General features: G+C 43.1%; 25 protein-coding genes. 13 read left to right on the plus strand and 12 right to left on the minus strand.

The features are described from left to right. Positions 1-97: 97 nt before the first annotated feature. Positions 98-394 (minus strand): YerC/YecD family TrpR-related protein, encoded by a 297-nt coding sequence (locus SIN01_RS04665; RefSeq protein WP_010025127.1) that lies wholly within the window; start codon positions 392-394, stop codon positions 98-100. A 320-nt stretch (positions 395-714) separates the two neighbouring features. Here SIN01_RS04665 and SIN01_RS04670 point away from each other — a divergent pair, with 320 nt between their 5' ends. Continuing rightward, positions 715-1278, plus strand: coding sequence for an HAD-IA family hydrolase (locus SIN01_RS04670; RefSeq protein ID WP_010025128.1), 564 nt, complete (start codon positions 715-717; stop codon positions 1276-1278). 305 nt (positions 1279-1583) lie between these two features. Here the strand turns inward: SIN01_RS04670 and SIN01_RS04675 are convergent, their stop codons facing one another. The 8 genes from SIN01_RS04675 to SIN01_RS04710 form a co-directional block, all read right to left on the minus strand. Then, positions 1584-2564: an L-lactate dehydrogenase gene (locus SIN01_RS04675; protein WP_010025130.1), complete on the minus strand. Its 981-nt coding sequence runs from the start codon at positions 2562-2564 to the stop codon at positions 1584-1586. 264 nt (positions 2565-2828) lie between these two features. Next, positions 2829-3542, minus strand: coding sequence for a GntR family transcriptional regulator (locus SIN01_RS04680; RefSeq protein WP_010025131.1), 714 nt, complete (start codon positions 3540-3542; stop codon positions 2829-2831). A gap of 57 nt (positions 3543-3599) precedes the next feature. Continuing rightward, complete coding sequence (locus SIN01_RS04685) at positions 3600-4448, minus strand: ABC transporter permease (RefSeq protein WP_010025132.1); 849 nt, start codon at positions 4446-4448, stop codon at positions 3600-3602. A gap of 21 nt (positions 4449-4469) precedes the next feature. Further along, entirely contained in the window at positions 4470-5615 is a 1146-nt protein-coding gene (locus SIN01_RS04690) for an extracellular solute-binding protein (RefSeq protein ID WP_010025134.1), read from the minus strand. A gap of 2 nt (positions 5616-5617) precedes the next feature. Continuing rightward, positions 5618-6589, minus strand: coding sequence for an ABC transporter ATP-binding protein (locus SIN01_RS04695; RefSeq protein ID WP_010025136.1), 972 nt, complete (start codon positions 6587-6589; stop codon positions 5618-5620). A gap of 27 nt (positions 6590-6616) precedes the next feature. After that, positions 6617-7456, minus strand: a complete 840-nt coding sequence (locus SIN01_RS04700; RefSeq protein WP_010025138.1) for an ABC transporter permease — start codon at positions 7454-7456, stop codon at positions 6617-6619. 20 nt (positions 7457-7476) lie between these two features. Next, a complete protein-coding gene (locus SIN01_RS04705; RefSeq protein ID WP_010025139.1) occupies positions 7477-8274 on the minus strand; it encodes a glycerophosphodiester phosphodiesterase in 798 nt (265 codons plus the stop codon). Then, positions 8267-9073, minus strand: coding sequence for an inositol monophosphatase family protein (locus SIN01_RS04710; protein ID WP_010025140.1), 807 nt, complete (start codon positions 9071-9073; stop codon positions 8267-8269). The genes SIN01_RS04705 and SIN01_RS04710 overlap by 8 nt, the downstream gene beginning before the upstream one ends. Before the next feature lie 297 nt (positions 9074-9370). Between SIN01_RS04710 and SIN01_RS04715 the strand changes: the two genes are divergently transcribed. From SIN01_RS04715 to SIN01_RS04735, 5 genes are all read left to right on the plus strand, one after another. Beyond that, positions 9371-9838: a GNAT family N-acetyltransferase gene (locus tag SIN01_RS04715; RefSeq protein WP_010025141.1), complete on the plus strand. Its 468-nt coding sequence runs from the start codon at positions 9371-9373 to the stop codon at positions 9836-9838. 12 nt (positions 9839-9850) lie between these two features. Further along, on the plus strand, positions 9851-10282 hold the full coding sequence (locus tag SIN01_RS04720) for a GNAT family N-acetyltransferase (protein WP_010025142.1): 432 nt from the start codon (positions 9851-9853) through the stop codon (positions 10280-10282). A gap of 294 nt (positions 10283-10576) precedes the next feature. Further along, a complete protein-coding gene (locus tag SIN01_RS15645; RefSeq protein ID WP_373864395.1) occupies positions 10577-10732 on the plus strand; it encodes a GNAT family N-acetyltransferase in 156 nt (51 codons plus the stop codon). Further along, positions 10729-11253, plus strand: a complete 525-nt coding sequence (locus SIN01_RS04730) for a EutP/PduV family microcompartment system protein (RefSeq protein ID WP_010025144.1) — start codon at positions 10729-10731, stop codon at positions 11251-11253. Before SIN01_RS15645 ends, SIN01_RS04730 begins: the two co-directional genes overlap by 4 nt. A 90-nt stretch (positions 11254-11343) precedes the next feature. Next, positions 11344-12135, plus strand: coding sequence for a PhzF family phenazine biosynthesis protein (locus tag SIN01_RS04735; protein WP_010025145.1), 792 nt, complete (start codon positions 11344-11346; stop codon positions 12133-12135). Between the two features lie 592 nt (positions 12136-12727). On the opposite strand, the gene SIN01_RS04740 is transcribed toward SIN01_RS04735, so the two are convergent. After that, positions 12728-14158 carry a PTS transporter subunit IIC gene (locus SIN01_RS04740; RefSeq protein ID WP_047034886.1) on the minus strand — a complete coding sequence of 477 codons (1431 nt, stop codon included), beginning with the start codon at positions 14156-14158 and terminating at the stop codon, positions 12728-12730. A gap of 180 nt (positions 14159-14338) precedes the next feature. On the opposite strand from SIN01_RS04740, the gene SIN01_RS04745 reads away from it, so the two are divergent. The 3 genes from SIN01_RS04745 to SIN01_RS04755 all read left to right on the plus strand — a co-directional run bounded on the left by SIN01_RS04745 (position 14339) and on the right by SIN01_RS04755 (position 17035). After that, a complete protein-coding gene (locus SIN01_RS04745) occupies positions 14339-15352 on the plus strand; it encodes a LacI family DNA-binding transcriptional regulator (protein ID WP_028984299.1) in 1014 nt (337 codons plus the stop codon). Beyond that, positions 15345-16004, plus strand: coding sequence for a ribulose-phosphate 3-epimerase (rpe, locus tag SIN01_RS04750; RefSeq protein WP_010024356.1), 660 nt, complete (start codon positions 15345-15347; stop codon positions 16002-16004). The genes SIN01_RS04745 and rpe overlap by 8 nt, the downstream gene beginning before the upstream one ends. 107 nt (positions 16005-16111) lie before the next feature. After that, the gene (locus SIN01_RS04755; RefSeq protein WP_010024355.1) at positions 16112-17035 is read left to right on the plus strand and encodes a ribokinase; all 924 of its coding nucleotides are present in this window, start codon (positions 16112-16114) and stop codon (positions 17033-17035) included. Positions 17036-17251: 216 nt separating this feature from the next. On the opposite strand, the gene SIN01_RS04760 is transcribed toward SIN01_RS04755, so the two are convergent. Both SIN01_RS04760 and SIN01_RS04765 read right to left on the minus strand, forming a co-directional pair. Beyond that, a complete protein-coding gene (locus tag SIN01_RS04760; RefSeq protein ID WP_010024354.1) occupies positions 17252-18145 on the minus strand; it encodes an AraC family transcriptional regulator in 894 nt (297 codons plus the stop codon). A 193-nt stretch (positions 18146-18338) separates the two neighbouring features. Beyond that, positions 18339-18662: a carboxymuconolactone decarboxylase family protein gene (locus SIN01_RS04765; RefSeq protein WP_010024353.1), complete on the minus strand. Its 324-nt coding sequence runs from the start codon at positions 18660-18662 to the stop codon at positions 18339-18341. 83 nt (positions 18663-18745) lie between these two features. On the opposite strand from SIN01_RS04765, the gene SIN01_RS04770 reads away from it, so the two are divergent. From SIN01_RS04770 to SIN01_RS04785, 4 genes are all read left to right on the plus strand, one after another. Further along, complete coding sequence (locus SIN01_RS04770; protein ID WP_010024352.1) at positions 18746-19108, plus strand: MerR family transcriptional regulator; 363 nt, start codon at positions 18746-18748, stop codon at positions 19106-19108. A gap of 136 nt (positions 19109-19244) precedes the next feature. Next, positions 19245-19826, plus strand: coding sequence for a LysE family translocator (locus SIN01_RS04775; protein ID WP_010024351.1), 582 nt, complete (start codon positions 19245-19247; stop codon positions 19824-19826). Positions 19827-19950: 124 nt separating this feature from the next. After that, positions 19951-20412, plus strand: coding sequence for an Lrp/AsnC family transcriptional regulator (locus SIN01_RS04780; RefSeq protein WP_010024349.1), 462 nt, complete (start codon positions 19951-19953; stop codon positions 20410-20412). A 186-nt stretch (positions 20413-20598) separates the two neighbouring features. Further along, complete coding sequence (locus tag SIN01_RS04785; protein WP_232057238.1) at positions 20599-21507, plus strand: DMT family transporter; 909 nt, start codon at positions 20599-20601, stop codon at positions 21505-21507. Positions 21508-21525: the final 18 nt, after the last annotated feature.

The following is a 21525-nucleotide window of genomic DNA, read 5'->3' on the forward strand; positions in this document are numbered from 1 at the left end:
AAAAAGGGCTGAAAAAGCAAAACCGGCGCATTCTGATTGCCTAAAGTCCCCCAGAACATCGCCGTCCATGCCTTTTTTCAAATAAAAGCAAAAGTGCTTAGTTGTTTTCCGATAAACGATCAAGGATCATTTTGTACCCTTCTGTACCGAAGTTGATGCACCGTTTCACTCGAGAAATCGTCGCTGTGCTAGCACCGGTTTCTTCCTCGATTTGATGATAGGTTTGACCGACCATCAGCATTCTTGCCACCTCTAGACGCTGCGAGAGCGATTGAATTTCGCCCATCGTGCATAAGTCATCGAAAAAACGATAGCACTCCTCACGGTCTTTCAAGGTAAGGATGGCATCGAAGAGCTGATCAAGGGCTTTTCCTCTTAATTTATCAATTTGCAACCTTGTCCATTCCTTTCTCGTCGGTTAAATCTGTCACTTCATCACTTTGCTGCAGACATTATGTCCGATGCCGATCGACAGGTATGCAACCGTTGAGCCGGCAACTTTTTTTCTATTTGGTCAATCCTGCGATTCGATCTTTTAAACTTGCAGATAAGATTCCTTTTATCATCTTACATCAATTAAGCTTGGTGATAAAGCCAGATCATCAAAATGATTTCATTCTTCACCGTGTGAAAATTTTCCTGGGCGACTTATTGTGTTTTCATTATGGCTCATTTACAGTAAAAGGGAACGCTAGCTGAAGGACGTGGCAAACGATGAAGATACTCTGGGATTTCGATGGAACAATTTTTGATACCTATCCGGTGTACACGAGACTACTCAAACAAGTACTCCCCCCATCAGTAAAAGAAAAGGATATATTTCGTCAGTTAAAGATTTCGGAAAGCACTGCGCTTGCAGCTTTTCAAGTGAATCAGGAACAGGCTCATCGCTACCATCAGCTGGTTCTCTCTTGCTCCTCGGATGCGTTCGAGCCGTTTCCATTTGTTGAACAGGTCCTGGCATCCGCCGATCAAAACGTGATCATGACGCATAAAAGCCGGGCTTCGTTGATGCAAATTTTAAAGCATCATGGGCTGGACAAGTATTTCAGCGCATACGTAACCCGAGACGACGGATTCCCGCGTAAACCGGATCCAGCATCCTATATTTATCTGGATGAGCACCATGGCTTTGATTTGGCGGTTGGCGACCGGACACTTGACATCATCCCGGCGAAAAAATTAGGCAAGAAAACATGTCTGTTTCAAAATGATGCACCGGGCGCGGACTTCTACCTCGACCGTTATGATCAGTTTTTTGATCGGGTTAAGCTATGATACGGACGTAAAAACTCACCGTCTGCTTCATGCTGGCGGCGAGTTTTCATTTGCGACTATTCAGCGTAACGGCATATCGATCCGTTTGCTAATTTTATCGACCACTTTTCGGGTTTTATCAACCGGTTTTGTGTTTTTATCGACCAGTTTGTGATTTTTATCGACCACTTTGCAAGTTTTATCAACCAGTTTACGATTTTTATCAACCACTTTACAAGTTTTATCAACCAGTTAGCGCGTTCAGCTAAATAAAAAAGCCTCCCGGCGGAGACACGCGGATCTCAGACGGAGGCTTTCTGTATCGATCAGTTTGCGGTAGTTTCTTCGTGTTCTTCAAGCGTTTGCTTAATGTAGCCTTTGATCAGTTCAGCCGACCCGTTGAATCCTTCTTGTTCTTTTTCGCTGAGGCGGAACTTGATGATCCGTTCGACCCCGTTGCGGCCGAGAATGATCGGAACACCAATGGCTAGATCGTTTTGACCGTATTCGCCATTCTGAATGACTGAAGCGGCCGTCACGACACGGGCATCGTTCAAAATGGACTTGGCAAAGAACGCGAGCGCATTGCCGATACCGAATTGGGTATTGCCTTTGCGTGTATGGATCTCCCAACCAAAATGACGAGCTGCGTCTTCCACCTGGTCACGGTCAATCGGGCCAAATTCGTCGACGTTGTCTTCTTCAAACTGATCAAGCGGCTGTCCACCAACCGTGGCTTGCGACCATGCCGCGATCTGCGAGTCACCATGTTCGCCAATCATGAAGGCGTTGATACTGCGCGGATCAACATCACCGATCACTTGTGAAAGCTGACGGCGTAAGCGCATGCTGTCCAGCGCCGTTCCCGTTCCAATCACATGATTTTTCGGCAGCCCGGACAGTTTGTAAAACAGATAAGTAATAATATCGCAAGGGTTGGTCGCAATCACATACGTACCCTTGAACCCTGCTTTGCGCAGTTTTGGGACGATATCATAGGTAATCGCCGCCGTCCCCTTCAACAATTCCAAGCGTGATTGGGTTGGAATCTGCGACCGTTCCGTTACCGCAACCAGAATGACATCACACACCGCAAGCCCTTCCAGCGGCACCTCAAGCACACGCGTCCGCGATGGGGTCAGCTCAATACTGTCCGCAAAGTCCCAAGCCTCGCCTTTCGCACGTTCGGAATCAATATCGGAAATGTACAATTCATCCGCAATATTTTCATGAAGCACTGCAGATGCTGCCGCCTTTCCAACATTGCCGATGCCAACAACTCCCACTCGTCTGACTGTTTCGCTCACTTCAATCCTCTCCTTGTGCCTTCTGATAGATCCTTTTTTTGTGTTTAGTGACGTATATTTTACACCTTATCGAAAAGCGGTTCAACCGTTTTTCGATAATTCGAATAAGTATCTGCTATACAAGCGGACACCTACGCGCTTGGTTCACAACCTTGCGTTTTGCCAAGCCTTTACTTTCTTCTTATCCTGCAAAAAAAGGATGCCTCACAGCCATTGACTTTGAGACACCCTCCACACTTCTATAAAAGGGGGATTTAATTACATTCACTTGCGCGCTCTTCTGATCCAAAAGCTGAAAACATCATTTCTCAAATAGTCTAAAGAATACATCACCACTTGATTCTTTTCATCAAGATGAATACTTTTAAGTAGCAGAACCATTGTTTCCGGTTTGCACATCAACCTTTTTACGTACTTGTCGGACAATGGGGGGACAACAATTTCCGTATCTGCATCTAAAATCGAAAGACCGCATTCCACCTGCAAGTAGCTAAGCAGAGAACCTGAAAAGGGCTTGCGCTCAAAAACATCACCGACAACTGCCTTAGGGATTAAATTAACGGAAAACACTACCGGTTCGTTATCCGCCGTTCTGGCGCGCTTCAAAAAATAAACCGGTTCGCCCGCTTGGATTCTGAGTAAAGAGGCGAATTGCTTCGGACATTTCTCCAAAGTGATGCGTTCCTGTCGCTCGCCTTCCTTTAAACCGGATGATTTAATTAATTCGCCAATGCTTCGCAAATCTTCCAAATTGTTTGAGATACTAGGAGGTGGCTGCACAACGAATGTACCGACACCGTGTTTCACTAATATCTTTCTTTCCTTTTCAAGTAGCTTAATTGCCGAACGGAACGTGTCCCTGCTGACACCAAAGAATTTTGCCATCTGATGTTCAGAAGCGAGTTTTTCTCCTACTTTAAGTTCTCCTTCGTTGATCATCGCTTCCAGCTTTTCTTTCACAGCCATGTAACTCGTCATTTTCTGCACACTCCACACAAACCGTGATCATAGAAATGATCGCTTAGCTTTCGCAATCTATCTTTGTTCCCACTTACTCTCTTTCAGATTGACATAAATATAGATGAAAGAGGAGATCGAACAAATCAGAAACATAATAAACGACAGTGCCGCGGCGCGTTCATACGCCATGTAACTATTAAACTGGTCGAACAATGCAATCCCAAGCATTTTCGGTGCATTGCCGCCCACCAAATAAGGTGTCGTAAACGAACCGATATTACTCATAAACACAAAAGTTACAGCAATTAAAGCATCCTTATAAGACAACGGCAGAATGATTTTTGTAAAGATCGTCAACTTACTCGCGCCGATATCTCGTGCACTCTCGATTACAGACGCTTTTAATCCGAATAAAGCGGCTGTAATGATCAACGTTGCAAACGGGATATTAAACCATAGATTCATGATAATGATACTCTTAGCGTTGTGCAAGAGTCCCATTTGGATATTTAATCCAAAAATTCTGCCGATTCGATTAATCACACCCGCATCGTTAATGACCAGCATGACTGCGTAAACAGCTACCAATCCCGGGACAAAGCGCGGCAGAAGATTCAACCCGTAAATCCACCGACTCAAGCGCGAATTGCTGAAACGCAGATAGATTGAAAATGGATAGGCAAAGAGCAGGGTTAATAGCACCGTTGTAACCGTTACAAATACGGTATAGCCGATATTCGATAACTGGATGGGATCGGTAAAGAAGTACAGATAGTTAGCCAAAGTAAACGTACCCGTATCCGGATGCCGAAAGCTTCTGATGACCGAATTAAGAATTGGGTAGACAACAAATAAGGCAATCAGCGCAAAAGACGGCAGAATAAGCAGATAAGGTATTGCCTTTTTTTGTATGTCCGTTGACATTGTCTCATCCTTTCACCTTGATTATTTTAGCGTTGCAATTTCTTCGTCCCACTTTTTCAACAGTTCCTGTCCCAAAACACCAATACTTGATGTTCTGAACGTGCTCACATCGAATTTGGAGATCATCTTTGTGTTATCGGATTTAATGTCTGAAGAATCAATGACCGGAAAAGCGCCCATTTCATCAAGCAGGATCGTTTGTGCTTCTTTTGAAATCATAAAGTCCATCACAGCGTAAGCTCCATCTTTATTCCCGCCAATTTTCGGTATCGCAAGTGATGCGAGATTACCGGTAAATGCAGGATCCATTTGTACCATTTTAATTGATTTTGGCAGAATTCCGCTGTTAATCTCATTAACCACTTGATCAACCCATGCCGGTGTCATTTCAATTTGCTGATTTGCGAGAAGATCTAGCGTTCCTTGGTTCTTATTCGGGTATACCGTCTTGCCGCCGGATTGGTAGAAATAAGGGTGCAATGCTTTGAGTAACTTAAATCCTGGCGTCCATTCTTTTGACCATTTTTCATCTGAAGACACAAGCGCTTCTTCAGGCAACTGGTTGTAGACAGACGTCGTCACAAAAGAGCCGCCTGCACCGCCAGTACTTGGCGAATTATAGGCAAACTTACCTTTATGATCTTTAATCCATTGATAAAGTTCATCAGCTGTTTTCGGAGGATTCGATACCTTGGCTGAATCATAAGCAAGCACAACCGTTGTGCCTCGGTAAGGCATCAGAATGTCTTGACCGGTCGATAGTTTGGCTTTCACATTTTTTGCATTTGGCATTTTGCTCGTATCCAGTTTTTGAAAAAAGTCGTCACCGCCCTCGGATTGATAAGCAGCCAATTCTGCATCCGAAACTTCGATAAGGTCATAGTCCGTATTCTTTTTACCAGCTTTTTTAGCTGCAATCGTACGATCCAGCAAGCTCTGTGCGTTGCTGCCTGATGAAATAAACTCAACTTTCATCTGATATTTTTTCCCGTGTTCGCTCTTATTGAATGCATTGGCCAATTTTTCGAAGGTTGTTTTCACGTTATCCGAACCATAAGACCAAATGGTGACCGTCTTTTTTCCATCTTCCGCACCATTTGATGCACATCCCATAAGTAAAGCACTGACAACCAAAAGAACGCAGAGTATTTTTACACTGTTTTTCATGATTATGCTCCTTTTTTGTAACGTTGATATTTAATGAGCTCAAAAGACACCGGCATGGTTTCACATAACTCAAATGATGCTGATCGCGCGACAAAGGCTTTGACATCCTGCCCCTCATAATTAATATGAACACTTGCAAAATGTCCGAGGATCATGATGCTAGTGATTGTTCCTTTGTAGTTGCCGCTATTCCCGCTGCAGATGCGCACGTTCTCAGGACGTACAGCCAATTCTCCATCTGCTTCCTTGATAAAATTCATTTCACCAATAAAGGAAGCAACGTACTTTGAAACGGGTTGATCATAAATCTCGGTTGGTGTGCCTACCTGAGCAATCTTTCCTTTATCCATCACAACAATTCGATGTGACAGTGCCATTGCTTCTTCCTGATCATGGGTCACGAACATGACCGTAATATTGAGCTGCGCTTGAATTTTTTTCAACTCTTCTCTCATCTGCATACGTATTTTTGCGTCAAGTGCTGAAAATGGCTCATCCAGCAATAAAACGGAAGGTTTCAACAAGAGTGAACGGGCAATCGCAATTCTTTGCTGCTGTCCGCCGGATAGTTGATTCGGATACTTTTTCTCGGTTCCGTTCATCTTCAGCAAATCAAGCATTGATTTAATCGCCTCTTTAATTTGCGTCCGCGGCATTTTTCTCAGCTTCATACCAAAGGCAAGATTTTCAAATACAGTCATATGCGGCCACAGATTGTAGCTTTGAAAGACCATTGCCGTTGGCCTTTTTTCCGGAGCCAATTGAACGACGTTGTTTCCGTTAATCAGCACCTCGCCGTCGTCGATAGCATTAAAGCCGCCGAGAATTCTTAATAGTGTTGTTTTCCCACATCCTGAGGGACCAAGCAGCGTAAGTATTTCACCCTCGTAGATTTCCAGATTAATGTTTTCGACTCCGTCACCATTGGCATATTTCTTGGTCACTCTCTTGAGTTGAACCTTAGGCGATCTCATAGCCATCATGCCTCCTCTACACCTTGTTTACTTGATTTTCACGCCTCCAAAAACGGAATCGGGTTTAATGTATTTTCGAAAAAGGAACAGGATCAAGAGTGACGGAACAATCAGAATCAATGCAAAAACTGCGCCTGCTGTTGCCGGATAGTCACTGATCACGCCATACATTTCCGTTGCCATGGTATTAATTTGAGGAAATCCGACCAGCATCGTTCCTTCGGATTCTTCCAACGATCCTAAAAATGTAAAGATTGATGCCACGGCAATTCCCGGCATGGCCATCGGTAAGGTCACTTTTCTGAATACTTGAAGTGGCGTCGCCCCCACATCTCTTGCCGCCTCTTCCTGCTGACGATGAATATTTCTCAGCGCCCCCATCGGCAGCCACACCATGAACATTAATGTGTTGATGATGTGGACAATAATGACACCAGCGAAAGTCCCCATAAGATTAAATTTGTAAAAAAGAATTCCCATGGAAACGTATAAGCCCATTTTTGGAAAAGCATTGGTGAGCAGATAAGAAAACATGAGCACCCTTCTGCCTCTAAATTGATACCGGGATAAAGCGTAGGCTGCCGGCACACAAATAATGAGTGACACCGCTGTAGCCACAATCGCAATGACGAACGAGTTGAAAATTGACGACATCAAAGATTCCTTGGAGAGAATAAACGACCACCACTGAAAGCCGAACTGCTGCGGAATGACCGCCGGTACGCGGTAAACATTGGCAAATGCCAACATAACGGTATTCATTAATGGACTGTAGAAGAATAATAGAAATACCGTAAAAAGTGTAAATTCCAAAAATTTTCTTCTTCCGAGCGCATGGTAGAGTCGATTAGGATTTAAGTACTTCATTAATCACCCACTCTTTCCCTTTAAAGTGCTGCTTTCGCATAAAAATTTTTGAGTAAAGTGCTCGTTCTTTTTCCCTTCTGTGTATGTTTGATCATGACATCCGGCTTGTTCGTTTCTGCCATATCGATACCCAAAGCCTGCATAGAGACCCATTTTTCCGGATCATCATTCATTCCACCGCATACGAGATACCCTTCTTGGTGCAAGGCGTCAATCGCTTCTCTATATTGGAAGAGCCAAGGTGCATTGAAAAAGTCTGCCTTAGACTGTCTGACCACTGTCAGTGGATCACACAGTTCCGAAAATAGGATGATTCCTGCAAAAATTTTCGGCTCCAATTCTTTTATTCTTCTGACTGATCGATGATTAAACGACATGACTTGAATCTGATTTAAGGTATCGGTCTTATCGATGACCTCCAGTACCCGTTCCTCCAAATTAGGATATTTTTCAATATCCTGTTTCAGCTCAATGCTTACACCGATGCTGCCCTTTGCCCAATTCAAAGCCTCTTGCAAAGTTGGAATTTCTTGTTTTGGAAACGGCTTGCCAAATTTACATCCGGCATCCAATTGTTTGAGTTCAGCCAATGTAAAATCACGTAATTTCCCTTTACCGTTCGTTGTTCGATCCAGATGGGCGTCATGCATAATGACCGGTACTTCATCCTTTGACAGATGAACATCAAGTTCAATGTAATCTGCCCCCATTTCCTTTGCCTTCATAAAAGAAAGCAACGTGTTTTCAGGAAAATACGCTGAAGCACCGCGATGAGCACCGACTAATGGAAAATTTTGATCATGAAAAAGTTCACGCATCACGCGTCCCTCCCATTAACAGTTCAGTTATTTTTTCGTGAATCACTTGATTCGTGGCAACGATATTTCCTTGTTGCAAGTCAAATGCTTGTCCAGAAAAATCCGTAATCCGGCCGCCCGCCTCTGATACCAGAAGGATCCCTGCTGCGATATCCCACGGAGACAGGCTTCTCTGCCAAAAGGCATCAATTCGTCCGCAAGCCGTATAGGCAAGATCCAACCCTGCCGACCCGGCAATTTTAATATTCCTTAACCGGGCATAACATTTTGAGAACTCGAAGCGAAGCGGGCTGTCGGTTGACCAGTCAGCCGCCGTATAGCCGGTATGACCGACACTCTGTTTGATTGACCGCTCAGACACACGGATGCGTTTCCCATTCAAATAGGCGCCTTTGCCCTGAACGGCAGAAAATAATTCTTTGCGATTCGGATCATACACAACGCCGGCCACCAGCTTGCCTTTTTTGGCAACACCGATTGAAACACAATAATAAGTAAAATCATGGACATAGTTCACCGTGCCATCGAGTGGATCAACAATCCAGCAATAGTAATCCTCATCAAGACTTGAATAATTGGTATGGCCAAATTGACTTTCCTCTGAAATGATTTGATGATCGGGAAAAGCTGCTTTGATGCGTTCAGTAATTCTCGCCTCATTTTGTTGGTCAATATTCGTCACGACATCCAAGTGATTTCGCTTGTAATGCACGGCTTCCATTCGATAGCGGTTGTTTACTAGCCATTGCCCGGCATCAATTGCGATTTGTTCTGCTTCCTTAACTATTTTTTCTAACAACGGAACACCTTCTCAGTTCAAGATTCATCGAAGCAATTTGTGATATTAGGTATTCTCACACCCTTTGTCCACCTGTTAATAAGAGGTATAGACATCCCAACCTCTTCACCTATTATTCTATTTATCAACTGTTTAGGACGTTTTAATGAAAATTTAATCTTTTGCAAAGGATGGGATCAATACATTTACAAAGACGATACTCCACCATGCGCTACTTTCCTTTTCGTCATTGCTTTTTCATCAGTAGGCGTTATTATAAGATTTAAAAAACATAATGAAGGTTAGGGATAACCAACCATGAACGCTCTCGTATTTCGCAAGCTTAGAAGCGAAGATATTGCTGAATTTGTGGAAATGAGAAAATTGCAGCTGCTCGAAGAAGGTGCGCTGCCGACAACTGATCTCACCGAGCCGCTCAGTGACTACTTCCGTCACGCACTTGAGAATGGTAGTTTTGTCTCCTGGATCGCATTGGATGATGGAAAAATTGTGGCGACAAGCGGCATGTCCTTCAGCCGCCGCCCGCCCTACTACAGCAATCCAACGAGATTTGTCGGCACACTATCCTGCATGCACACGCTCACGCCGTACCGAAGAAAGGGGATCGCGATGAAGTTGCTCGACGCCGTCGTCAAGGAGGCCAAGCAGCGCCATTGTGGAAAAGTAACGATCACCGCATCGGCAATGGGCAAATACCTCTATAAAAGTTACGGATTCAAACCGAAAGACAATTATTTAGATTATGATTTGACGACGAACGATTGAGGAGCATGCGTGATGAAAATTCGCAGAATGAGAAAAGAGGATTACACGGAAATCTATCAACTCTGGACACGCAGCGACGGCATGGGTTTGCGCAGCCTCGATGATTCGGTCCAAGGCATCGAAAAGTTCTTAAAGAGAAACCCGAATACAAATTTTATCGCGGTCGCGCATCAAAAAATTGTCGGCGTCATCCTGTGCGGACACGACGGCCGCAGAGGCTGCATCTATCACACAGCAGTCGACCGCAGCTATCGCCGCCAAGGAATCGGCAAGCAACTGGTGAGCGTAAGCATCGATGCTTTGAAAAAAGAGGGAATTAATAAAGTTGCCCTTGTTGTTTTCTCCACAAATCAAGCAGGAAATAAATTTTGGCAATCGATTGGGTTTGACCAACGCGAAGATCTCATATATAGAAATTTAACCATTAATGAAAAAAATAACTAAAAAATGCTCTGAGGTGATGATCAAAATGATTCGCTCAGCAATCCCATCCGATATACTGGCGCTCAAGGATCTATGTACACAACTTGGCTATGAAGAAAAGGAGGCCGCTATTAAACAGCGGCTTCACTACATCCTGAACAATCCAGACAACGGCTTTTTTGTCTATGAAGCTCAATCAGGATGCGTCTGCGGATGGGCGCACATCTTCGGTAAACATTTTCTTGAAGGGGTTTATGCGAGCTCGGCGGCATCGTCGTTGACCATGCGCATCGCAGACAAGGAATTGGCAGACAATTGCTCGAAGCATGCGAGCACTGGGCCGTTCAGCACAGCTATTCCGAACTGCGCGTCCGTTCAGGAGGAACCAGAGAACAAGCACATCAATTTTACTTGCAGCTCGGTTACGAAAATATAAAATGGCAAAAGGTCTTTAAGCGGAGATTGACGTGACGGGCGCATTGAAAAAGCCGCTTCCCAATCGCATCCATATTATTGGTTCCGTGGGCAGTGGGAAAACAACCTTAGCTCGGAGCTTGTCAAACGATGAGCTTCCCTATTATGAATTGGATAACGTTGTTTGGAAACGCACGCCGTCCGGCGATCTTCGAAGAAGCACTGAGGAGCGCGATCACTATTTAGAACAGATCGTTCGGTCCAAGCGATGGATCATCGAAGGCGCTCACGCTCAGCACTGGGTGAACAAAAGTTTTGAAGCTGCTGACTTAATCATTTTTTTAGATCCCCCCTACTTCGTGAGAATCTATCGGATTACGAAACGCTTTATCCGACAAAAATTAGGCATAGAAGCGGCGAACTACACCGCTTCGTTAAAAATCTTCAAGAAAATGTTTGAATGGAATCGCACGTTTGAAAAAGAAAGCAAGCCAAAACTAGTAAACATGCTCGGCCGCAATCCAGCTCATTTCATCATTCTAAAAAATAGAGTGGATATCGAGAAGTACTTTAAGTAATAGTCATGTTTGCGGATCGTACAAATAAACTCACCCACTAACTTAGACACAATCATAAAACCTACTCATTGAAAAAGGACGTGATCCATTATGGATAACTTTTACATTGCAGACGCATTTACCAATAAACCTTTTTACGGGAATCCTGCTGGTATCTATGTGGAGAGTGGCGGGCTGTCGGATACTGAAATGCAGCAGATTGCATCGGAGGTTAAGCTCAGCGAGACTGCCTTTCTGGATCAAATTGGTGACTGCTGTTTTTCAATACGATGGTTCACGCCAAAGGCTGAGGTCGATCTTTGTGGCCATGCCACACTCGCATCAGCGCACATTTTATGGGAATTGGCTGCAGCCGATAAAGCTCAAATCCATTTTACAAGTAAAAGCGGTGACCTATTTGCCCGCAAAGAAGGCGCGATCATTTATCTTGATTTTCCAGCAGAATTCCCCTCAGAAATCACAGATCTTCCAAAAGAAATAGCAGCAAGTTTAGATGTCCCTGTTTTGTCTGTATCTAAATCTCGATTGGATTACATCGTGGAAACAGATAGCCAGAAAAGTGTCGTAAAAGCACAGCCCGATCAGACAATGATTTCTCATTTAGATAGACGTGGACTAATCATTACCAGCAAAAGTTTCTCGCCAAATTATGACTTTGTTTCACGATGCTTCTATCCTAAATTGGGCGTTTATGAAGACCCAGTTACAGGTTCAGCGCATTGCCAGCTTGCTCCCTATTGGGCTGATAAAATGGGTAAAACAAGTTTCAAGGCCATACAATTGTCAAGCAGACAAGGCCAATTGTCCGTTCGCCTCAATAAAGATCGCTGCGAAATTGGCGGACAAGCCGTTACTGTTCTATCCGGCAACCTATTAAAATAAAAATACAGCACTTTGTTACCTGTCGCCAATATCGTTCAATCGATGCCGGCGGCTTTTTCATTCAATGGCTTCGAACCATGAAAACAAGCTGAGCTGGGTTAGATAGTCTAGTTATACTTTTCTTTCATTCCACGCCTTTATAGGACTCTAGACACTCCACATTGATTTTACTTAATAAACAACCGATCCTGTTAATCAACACAGCAGGACTTGCTAATGTTTTAAAATAACGAAAGGTACGAAAAAAATCATACAAGGAGCGCATATTCTTGAAAAGAAAAACATACAAAGGATTGCGTAAAATAACCAAATCAAAGATTCATTAAGTGTTAGGTTATTTTCTCTAGAGCTGCTGCTGTTTTCTATAATAAGATGAAGATGTTCCTCAAATGCATGCAATCATAAAAAAAACGGCTCCTATCAATAAACGGAACCGGAATTTTATCAATTGAATTATTTTCAACTGTTCAAATCAATGATCTATAAAAACTTTACCGTCAAATTCCTCTAGATTAAACATTATATCTCTGTACATTAATTCCCCTTTTATTGTCTGACAGCTGGTTAGCTCTAACCAACTCTCCCTGCACTTTTACTGAGTTACTGTATTTTCTTCTGCAGACCGTTCTTCTGAATGGTTCACTTTCAAACTCTCTTTCTTCATCTGTTTAAAATACCAAATAAACATTAGAATATAGCCGACTATCGCAAGAAGAGCAAACAGAACCAGCTTCGGATCGAGCGTTGCAGCAGCCTTTCCAACAAGAACCGTCAGCATTTTCTCAAGCGGATCTGAGTCGACAGAAGAAAAAAGTGAGCCTTTAGCAAGACCCGTTGGAAAATTGCCCATTGCTTTTGATGTTGAAGTCAGGAATTCAGCAATCATTGTGGCAGCCCATAGGAACAGCGGAATCATCACGGTGCCAATGATGGTCATGCGCACCACGCGCCCTTTAGTGATGATAAGTAGAGCTGGAGCCAGGACAGTCATCAAGATACCGCCGAGCGGTAGGACATGGTTGCCAGGCAGAATCAAAGCGACAATTAGAAGAATTGGCGCCAGAATATTAGCGACAGCCCAAAGTTCAGCACGCGGAGCTAAAATTGGCCAGTCAATTCCAATGAAGAGTTTTCTCCCTCGCAACCGTTTACTCATAAACGTAGTAATTCCTTGTGAAAGCGGATCAATAGCGGGACCGAACCAACCACCAACATATGCAAATAGTTCTAGAGAAACACCAGCGATAAACGCCAGCCGAAAAATCTCACTAGGCGACTGACGAGCAAGCAGACCAATGAAAACACCAAGGTAGGCCCCAATCGCAAATTTACTGCCCCAAAAACCAATTTTTCGGTTCAAGGTCTCAGCATTAAAATCAAATTTATCGATGAACGGTAGAAACCGATCAATAAGCTTGTTGAAAATCATCACAACCGGAGCAATGAGTAGTTCAGGATGCGCAGTTGTTGTGATATTGGTTTTCTCATAGTTTAATAGCTCGTTGATCGTCGGCTTCATGACATCAGCGTTAATCAGAGCCAAAGTGTAAACACCTGCTACAAAAACCGTTGTCAGGATAATATTGCCTCCTGAATAATGAAGAATGAGTAATCCAATAATTGAAATATTCCAGATGTTGAACAAATCAACGTTCAAGGTCTTTGTTACAGAAAATATCAACAGAATAAAGTTAAGCAAAAAACAAACAAACGCAAAATAAAGCGTATACATTGAACCCCAAGTAATAACCGCTAAAGGAGCCCAACCAAGATCAGTTATCTCAAGCGTAGCCCCAGTTTCTTCAACAAAGCTGCGCAGTGCCGGACCAAAAGCGCTGGTCAGCAGAGAAATAACCGCACTCATCCCTGTTAAAGCGACCGCCATTCGGATGCCGCCTTCAAGCGCCTTTGAAATGGAGACCCCAACAATCAGTGAAAGTAGCGTGATAATAATGAACATCATCGCAGGGGCTCCTAAGTTGATAAAAAATTGGAACCCCTGGTTAATTTTTTCTACAACCATAGCGAATCCTCCTAATCATTACTAAAACCTCGTAACCGGTTACGTAATGTTCAGAAAAGGATCACACATAATATAATCCATCCTCAATATTTTTGCAAGCGCATTCAGAAAGCGTTTGACAAAAATATATCTTAGGTGTAAGTTAATTTCGTAACCGGTTACGTAAAGGAGTTTGTGCTGATGGCAACGATCCGTGACGTCGCAAAAGCAGCAGGGGTCTCAGTCGCCACTGTCTCAAGGATCATTAATAACAAAGGTGAAGCCAGTCCCGAAACCATTGCTCGCGTACAGCAGGTCATACAAAAATTACATTACAGACCAAATTCAATTGCAAAAAGTCTATCCAAAAGACGTTCCAATTTGATTGCGCTTCTGATTCCTACTCTTAATAATCCCTTTTTCCCGGAATTAGTTCGCGAAATTGAAGCGGCAGCCAATCAGAAAGGCTTTCATATTTTTCTATGCAATACAGATGATGACCGTCATAAGGTTAAATATTATTTAGATTCGATACTCAGCCATTATGCTTGTGCTGCAATTATCAATTCACTCTATGTAGAAAGTGAAGATCTTGATAGGCTAGAGTCTCAGGGAATACTCACTCTGACGATTGATCGTGCACAATTCAGCCATCCCTATTCCGCCATTTCTGTTGATCACCAATCAGGTGCAAAAAAAGCGGTTAGCCATCTGCTGGATCAGGGATGCCGAAAGATCATCCATCTGTCTGGGCCGAAAGGTCAGATGAGTTCAATAGACAGATTAAGCGGTTATCAGGAGGCCTTAAATGCTTTTAATCCGGATCTCCCGCAGAAAGTCGTCTATGCACATTTTGATCTCTTCAGCGGATACCAATCGATTCAATCATTGATCCAGAGCGGTTTTTTATTTGACGGAATTTTTTGCTCCGATGATGCTTTAGCACTCGGTGCGATGCGTGCATGCTTGGAAGCTGGATTCAAAATTCCCGATCAAGTGAAAATTGTCGGTTATGATAATATCCTTTTTTCTCGCTACGTAACGCCGTCTCTGTCAACAATCAGTCAACATATGAAAGAAATGGGAAATCTCGCAATTACAGAAATTATTAGTCTGATGCAGCAGCCAAATGCCAAACCGAAAAAAATTCGGCTACAGCCTGATCTCGTGATCAGAGAATCATCAACTCAATTGAGGGGGAATCATCATGAATAAAATAGGTCCATCATTAATGTGTGCCGATCTGGCTCACCTAGCCGATGACATCAGTCAATTGGATGAAGCAGGTGTTGATTTTTATCATCTGGATGTCATGGACGGCCAATTTGTCTCCAACTTTACCATTGGGCCTGATTTAATTAAAACCATTCGTTCACTGACAAACAAACCACTTGATGCACACCTAATGATTCAAAATCCAGAGCGTTATATTGACTTATTCGCCGACTGCGGAGTCGATATGCTGTCCATTCATGCAGAGGCAACAGATAATATTCAGGGAACACTTGCAAAAATTAAGCAATTAGGTATGAAAGCCGGTCTGGCGCTGAATCCAGCAACACCACTTACAGTTCTCGACTATGTCTACGATGTCGTGGATTATGTAGTTATCATGACTGTCAATCCAGGATTTTCTGGACAGAAATTTATTCCGGCAACCTATCAAAAAATTGCTCAACTTCATGAACGGATTCAGAAACAAGAACGGACGATTGAAATTGAAGTAGACGGCAACATTGGCAAAGCTACCATTCCCACCTGTAAAGAAAACGGAGCGACACTCTATATCTGCGGAACGAGCAGCATCTTTCATAATCGTGGAACGCGTCAGGAAAATGTAGCCCAAACCCGAAAATGGCTGAGCTGACTCTTAACACACGTTTCATACCTAAGCTCCTTTGATATTCGCTTTCATGTATAAAGACTTATGATCACTAAAAGAAAAAGCACAAAAATATTAAGGAGGAAGTTATCATGAACTATGATATTGCAGTAGTCGGAAGCATCAATATGGACGTTGTTGCCAAGTGCGGCAAGTATCCAGAGTATGGAGAGACCACATTTGCTAATTCTGTAGACATGCTGCCAGGAGGTAAAGGATCCAATCAGGCAGTCAGTGCTGCCCGTCTTGGAAAGAGAACCTGCTTCATTGGTGCTGTTGGAAAAGATAGTGCCGGTGATCAGCTCATAAATAATTTCCGTGATAAAAATGTGGATGTCACCCACCTCATTCGTAAAGAAAAATTTGGAACAGGTACATTCGTCGCAATCATTGATCATTCTGGTGAAAATACGATGGTCGGCTCCAAAGGGGCAAACGAAGCATTAACCGCACAAGATATTGAAAGGGCTTTCGATGCTATTGAAGCGAAAATCCTACTGATTCAAATGGAAACGAGTACCGTCTCCATCCTAACTGCCATGAAAATAGCTAAACAGAAAGGCATGTTTGTCATTCTCGATCCAGCGCCTGCTGATGGCATTGTCCCTGAAGCCTTCCAGTATGCTGACTTAACCTTGCCTAATGCTCAGGAAACCGAACGTATCACTGGCATTAAAGTAATCGATGAAGAAAGCGCGCAACATGCTGCCCAGAAGATCAAAACACTCGGTGTCCCAAATGTCATCGTCAAAATGGGCAGTCAAGGGTGTCTTGTTTACCAAAATGGTCAATCTACGTTAGTCGACTCACTTAAAGTGAAAGCGCTTGATACAGTTGGGGCCGGTGATTGCTACGCTGGAGCCATCGCAAGTGCATTAGTCGATTCTGATGATCTCGTTGCAGCTGCAAAATTTGCTACTGTCGCTGCTGGTATTAAAGTTTCCCGGACAGGCGGACAGAATGCGATTCCCACCTTGCAGGAAGTGGAAAACTATCGCATAGCAAACCGTCAATGATCGACAAAAAACTCGCTTCCATACTTATCAATAGACATAGCGCAAATCAACCAACATTCGGCTGCCTATCTTATCTATATATCAAGAAAAAACCAATTGAAAAAGACTATCTCTGTCTATTGGTTTGATTTAAGCGACAAAGGGAATCACAAGTACACAAAAAGGATACCGTCAGCCATGGTATCCTTTTTTACATGCTTCACTTTTGCATTGATTTTAGTCGTGCTTTTTCACGATTGGGATATAAATGTCGCATACTTTACCTACGTCCGACATGCAGCGGTCATCGTAGCGTTCAAAGTCGACGCAATCGGGTGCGTACTCGTATCCAGATGTTGGAAACCATTCGCTGAAGATGTAGTTCCACGTTCCTTGAATTGCAGATACAAAGCGTTCGGCATTGCTTGGCGGCGTTGAAAACACAGCATAGGAAGCAGGCGGAATTTCGCATGTATGATAGCCATCCGCTACTGCTTCGCCCTCCTTTCGTTCAACACCGATCACATAATCAAAGGCGCCGGCCTGCGGATCTTCAGGAAAGCAGACCCCGTATTCATCGTGTGCTTTGACAAAGTGCTCGGCATGGAGTTTGTCCATTCGCCCATCCGTCATATAGGCCTGCCAGAATGCCGGAATGGTTTTACTGTTTTCTCCATCCGATGAGGTTGTTTTAATCGCATAGCCCGCAAGTTTTACAGCAGCAAGCGTCACAAATTTTGGCTCCAAAATAATTCCTCCAGTCAAATAGTTGTTTGTGCGCGGAAGGCTCGGCGGATTCGGGCGACCGCCGCGTGCATGCAACCGGTATGTTGCCGGACTGCAGCCAAAATAACGGCGAAAAGCCTTGCTGAACCCTGAGTGCGTGTCAAATCGGTACTTCAGCGAAATGTCGAGAATCCGCTTGCCTGAAGCAAGTTCGCATGCAGCAAAGGCAAGGCGGCGCTTTCGTACGTAAGCCATCACCGTATACCCCACGCCCCATTGAAAGACTCGGCAAAAATGCCATGTAGAAAACCCGGCTTGCGCCGCTAAACGTTCAGGGGTGATGTCGTCTGTAATATGTTCGTCAACATAGTCCAGCGTTTGTTGCAAGATCGCGATCGTGTCCATGAAGCATTCCCTCCAACCGTACGGTAAACCCAGTATATCAACTGCCATCGAAAGATGCTGTTCCAAAATTGCTCAGATGAATGCAAAAAAAAGCGACTCGCTCAAAAAAACAAGCAAATCGCCACCGATTATCATCCTAAAGTATTTTCCTTTCTTTAAAGACCTCTTTAGCCACGGCTACAGCATTTAATGCTCACGGAAAGCCAACGTAGACCGCGCAGTGAATGAAAACTTCAACAATTTCTTTAGCCGTTACCCCTACATTCAGCGCTCCGTTGATATGTACACGCAGCTGATTTTCGGCACCGCCGATTGATGCAAGACAGCTCAGCGTCATGCGCTCGCGCTCTTTTAAATCGAGAACAGATCGCGTATAAATATCCGCGAATGTAAATTCAATAATCAATCTTCCCAAATCGGGGGCCACATCCTTCAAAGATTCAATGACCTGATCCCCCGCGTTTCCATCCACCTCAGACAACTTTTCAAGACCGATTTTATAACGACTTTTCTCCATTGCTTTCATCCTCCCTTTTGGTACAATCTAAACGTAAGGGCTGGAGTATACTCCATGTCAAATGAAGAATTGGAGGATGATTCATGTATTTTTCAATCGGCGACTTCTCAAAATTAACTGGACTAAGCATCGATACACTGCGCTATTACGAAAAAGAAAATCTAATTCGACCGGAACGCAATAAGCACAACCAACGCCAGTACACGGAAAAAGACAAAACGTGGATTGATTTTATTCTGAGACTAAAAGAAACCGCCATGCCGTTAAGAGAGATACAAAACTATGCCAAACTAAGGTACGCGGGCGATCAAACCATGAAAGAACGGTTGGACATGCTTCACATGCACCGAGAATCAGTACTTGAAAAGAAAAAGCAACTGGAAAACAATCTTAAGCATTTGGATCAGAAAATCGAAATCTACGAAAAAGCGAATCGTTCTAAATGAAACGAAAATGTATTATCCAATCGTTAAGCAACTAACTATGCTCTTGGGGTGATCCTTTGAAATCAGCAGCAGAAAAACGGTTGGCTCAATATCAAAAAATATCAAGATAAATAGGACAAGTCAAGGAGTTGATTCTATGAATCTCGTGGCATTTCTGTCGTATGTTATTGCTCTTGCTTTTACCCCTGGCCCCAATAATTTAATGGCACTGGAAGAAAGTAAACGTCTTGGATTTAAACGATCCATTCCATTTATGGAAGGTCTTCTTGCTGGATTTCTGATCTTAGCCATCAGCACACTCGTATTTACAGATCGCTTAATGACTTACATCCCGTCGATCGAGCCTTATATGAAAACTATAGGTTCACTCTACATTCTCTATTTGATTTGGGGACTATTTAGTATGTCGGATAAAAGCGAAAATAAAGAACAATCGAATCAGCAATTATTTATTTCCGGTCTGATTTTAAATTTGTCCAATGTAAAAGTCATGCTTTACTTTTTGACTGGATACATAGCGTTCATTCTGCCTGCCTATGAAAATATTTGGATTGCCTTACTTCTCGGACTCTTTTTATGCTTTGCCGGGACGTGTTCCAATCTACTTTGGGCTTCATTCGGCTCTTTGTTTAAAAATTTCTTCACCCGCTATGAACATGTGGCAACGTTCATCATGGCAATCATGCTTTTTTATTCGGTAATCGAAATTTGGTCGTAAAAAGGTTCATTTTAAGAGAGGAAAACATTCCTTTTTCATGAATGAAAAAGAAATGAACGGATTTTTCATAGTTGACGGAAACTGCGTAATACTTCAAAACAACTGAAACTGAGGGGAGAAGCTAATGGTAAAACTGGATCATACCGATGTTCAGATTCTCGAGTTATTGAAAAAAGATGCAAGGTTGTCAATAAGAGAATTAGGGAGAAAGGTACATCTGTCGGCACCGTCCGTCACTGACCGCGTTAGAAAACTTGAGGATGAAGGTATAATCTCTGGATACACGATTCAAATAAACCGAAAAGCGTTAGGATTCACGATCGATTGCTGGATCGAAATCACACTAAGAAATGGCGAAATTCATAGATTCAACGCCTTTATTAGCAATTGTCCAAATGTCGTTCACTGTTATTGTGTTGCGGGGCGTGCCTGCTATATGATGCTGCTTACTGCACCTTCATTATCTGACATAGAAAAACTGATCAACGAAATGGCACCGTTTGCGAATACAGTCACAAGCATTATTTTTTCAGAAGTACCCTCATCGGATACGTTGATTCGTCATTCACCAAGAATTGAAAACTAACTGATACACAGATCAACAGATACTGGTTTACTTATGTAAATAGTTTCGCGGTAAATCGTCACAATTGTTAACAAATGAGGCACCCATTCCTTTTATTATCCATGTTTTTGCAGTTTCTGGAATTCTAAACTAGAGATAATCAATACAGAATTTGCATCATACATGGTGGGATTGGGAGTGAGCGATTTGTTATTTCGAAATAAAAACATTGATGTGTGGATCGCCAATGGTCTGGCAATCCTTTTGTGGGCATCGGCTTTTGCAGGGATTCGGGCAGGGTTGGTTTCTTATACGCCCTTGCATCTTGCTTTTTTGCGTATGTTCATTGGTTCGACAGCACTCGCTCTATTTGTCGTATTTAAACGGATTCGTATTCCCGATTTAAAAGACATTCCAATTTTTCTTCTTTGTGGTTTCTGTGGTTTTTCTGTTTACCACATCGCGCTAAATATTGGGGAAACCACTGTAAATGCAGGTCTTTCCAGCTTAATCATCTCACTGGCTCCCGTATTTACAGGGATTCTCTCAACGCTTTTTTTAAATGAACGATTCACTAGTCGGGGATGGTTTGGAACGCTTATCTGCTTTACAGGAGTAGCGCTGATTTCGTTAGGAAAAGAGGGCTCATTTTACCTCACAACCGGCGTTTTTTGGATCCTCCTTGCCGCTTTCTCAGAAAGTTTATATTTCGTCATCCAAACGCCTTACTTAAAAAAATATGGAATTATTCCGTTTACAACCTATACGATCTGGTCAGGCACATTATTTATGTTTTTTACTGTTCCAAAACTCCTTCATGAGATACTCTCGGCTTCGCGCTACACAAATTTGAGCGTTATCTACCTAGGTCTTTTTCCAACAGTAATCGCCTATTTCGCTTTAGCTTATGCTGTATCTAAGGTGGGGTCAGCAAAGGGATCCAGTTCGATTTATTTGACACCGGTTACGGCCATTATGATTGCTTGGATCTGGTTGGGAGAAATCCCCGGATGGCTGTCGATAATAGGAGGAATGATCATTCTAGCCGGTGTGATCCTTGTCAATAAAGGGACAATAAAAAAAGCAAAAACAAGAGGAGAACATACTGCACAATAGACGGATATCCCGAAATAA

The sequence above is a fragment of the Sporolactobacillus inulinus genome (assembly GCF_006539285.1).
GTDB lineage: Bacteria > Bacillota > Bacilli > Bacillales > Sporolactobacillaceae > Sporolactobacillus > Sporolactobacillus inulinus.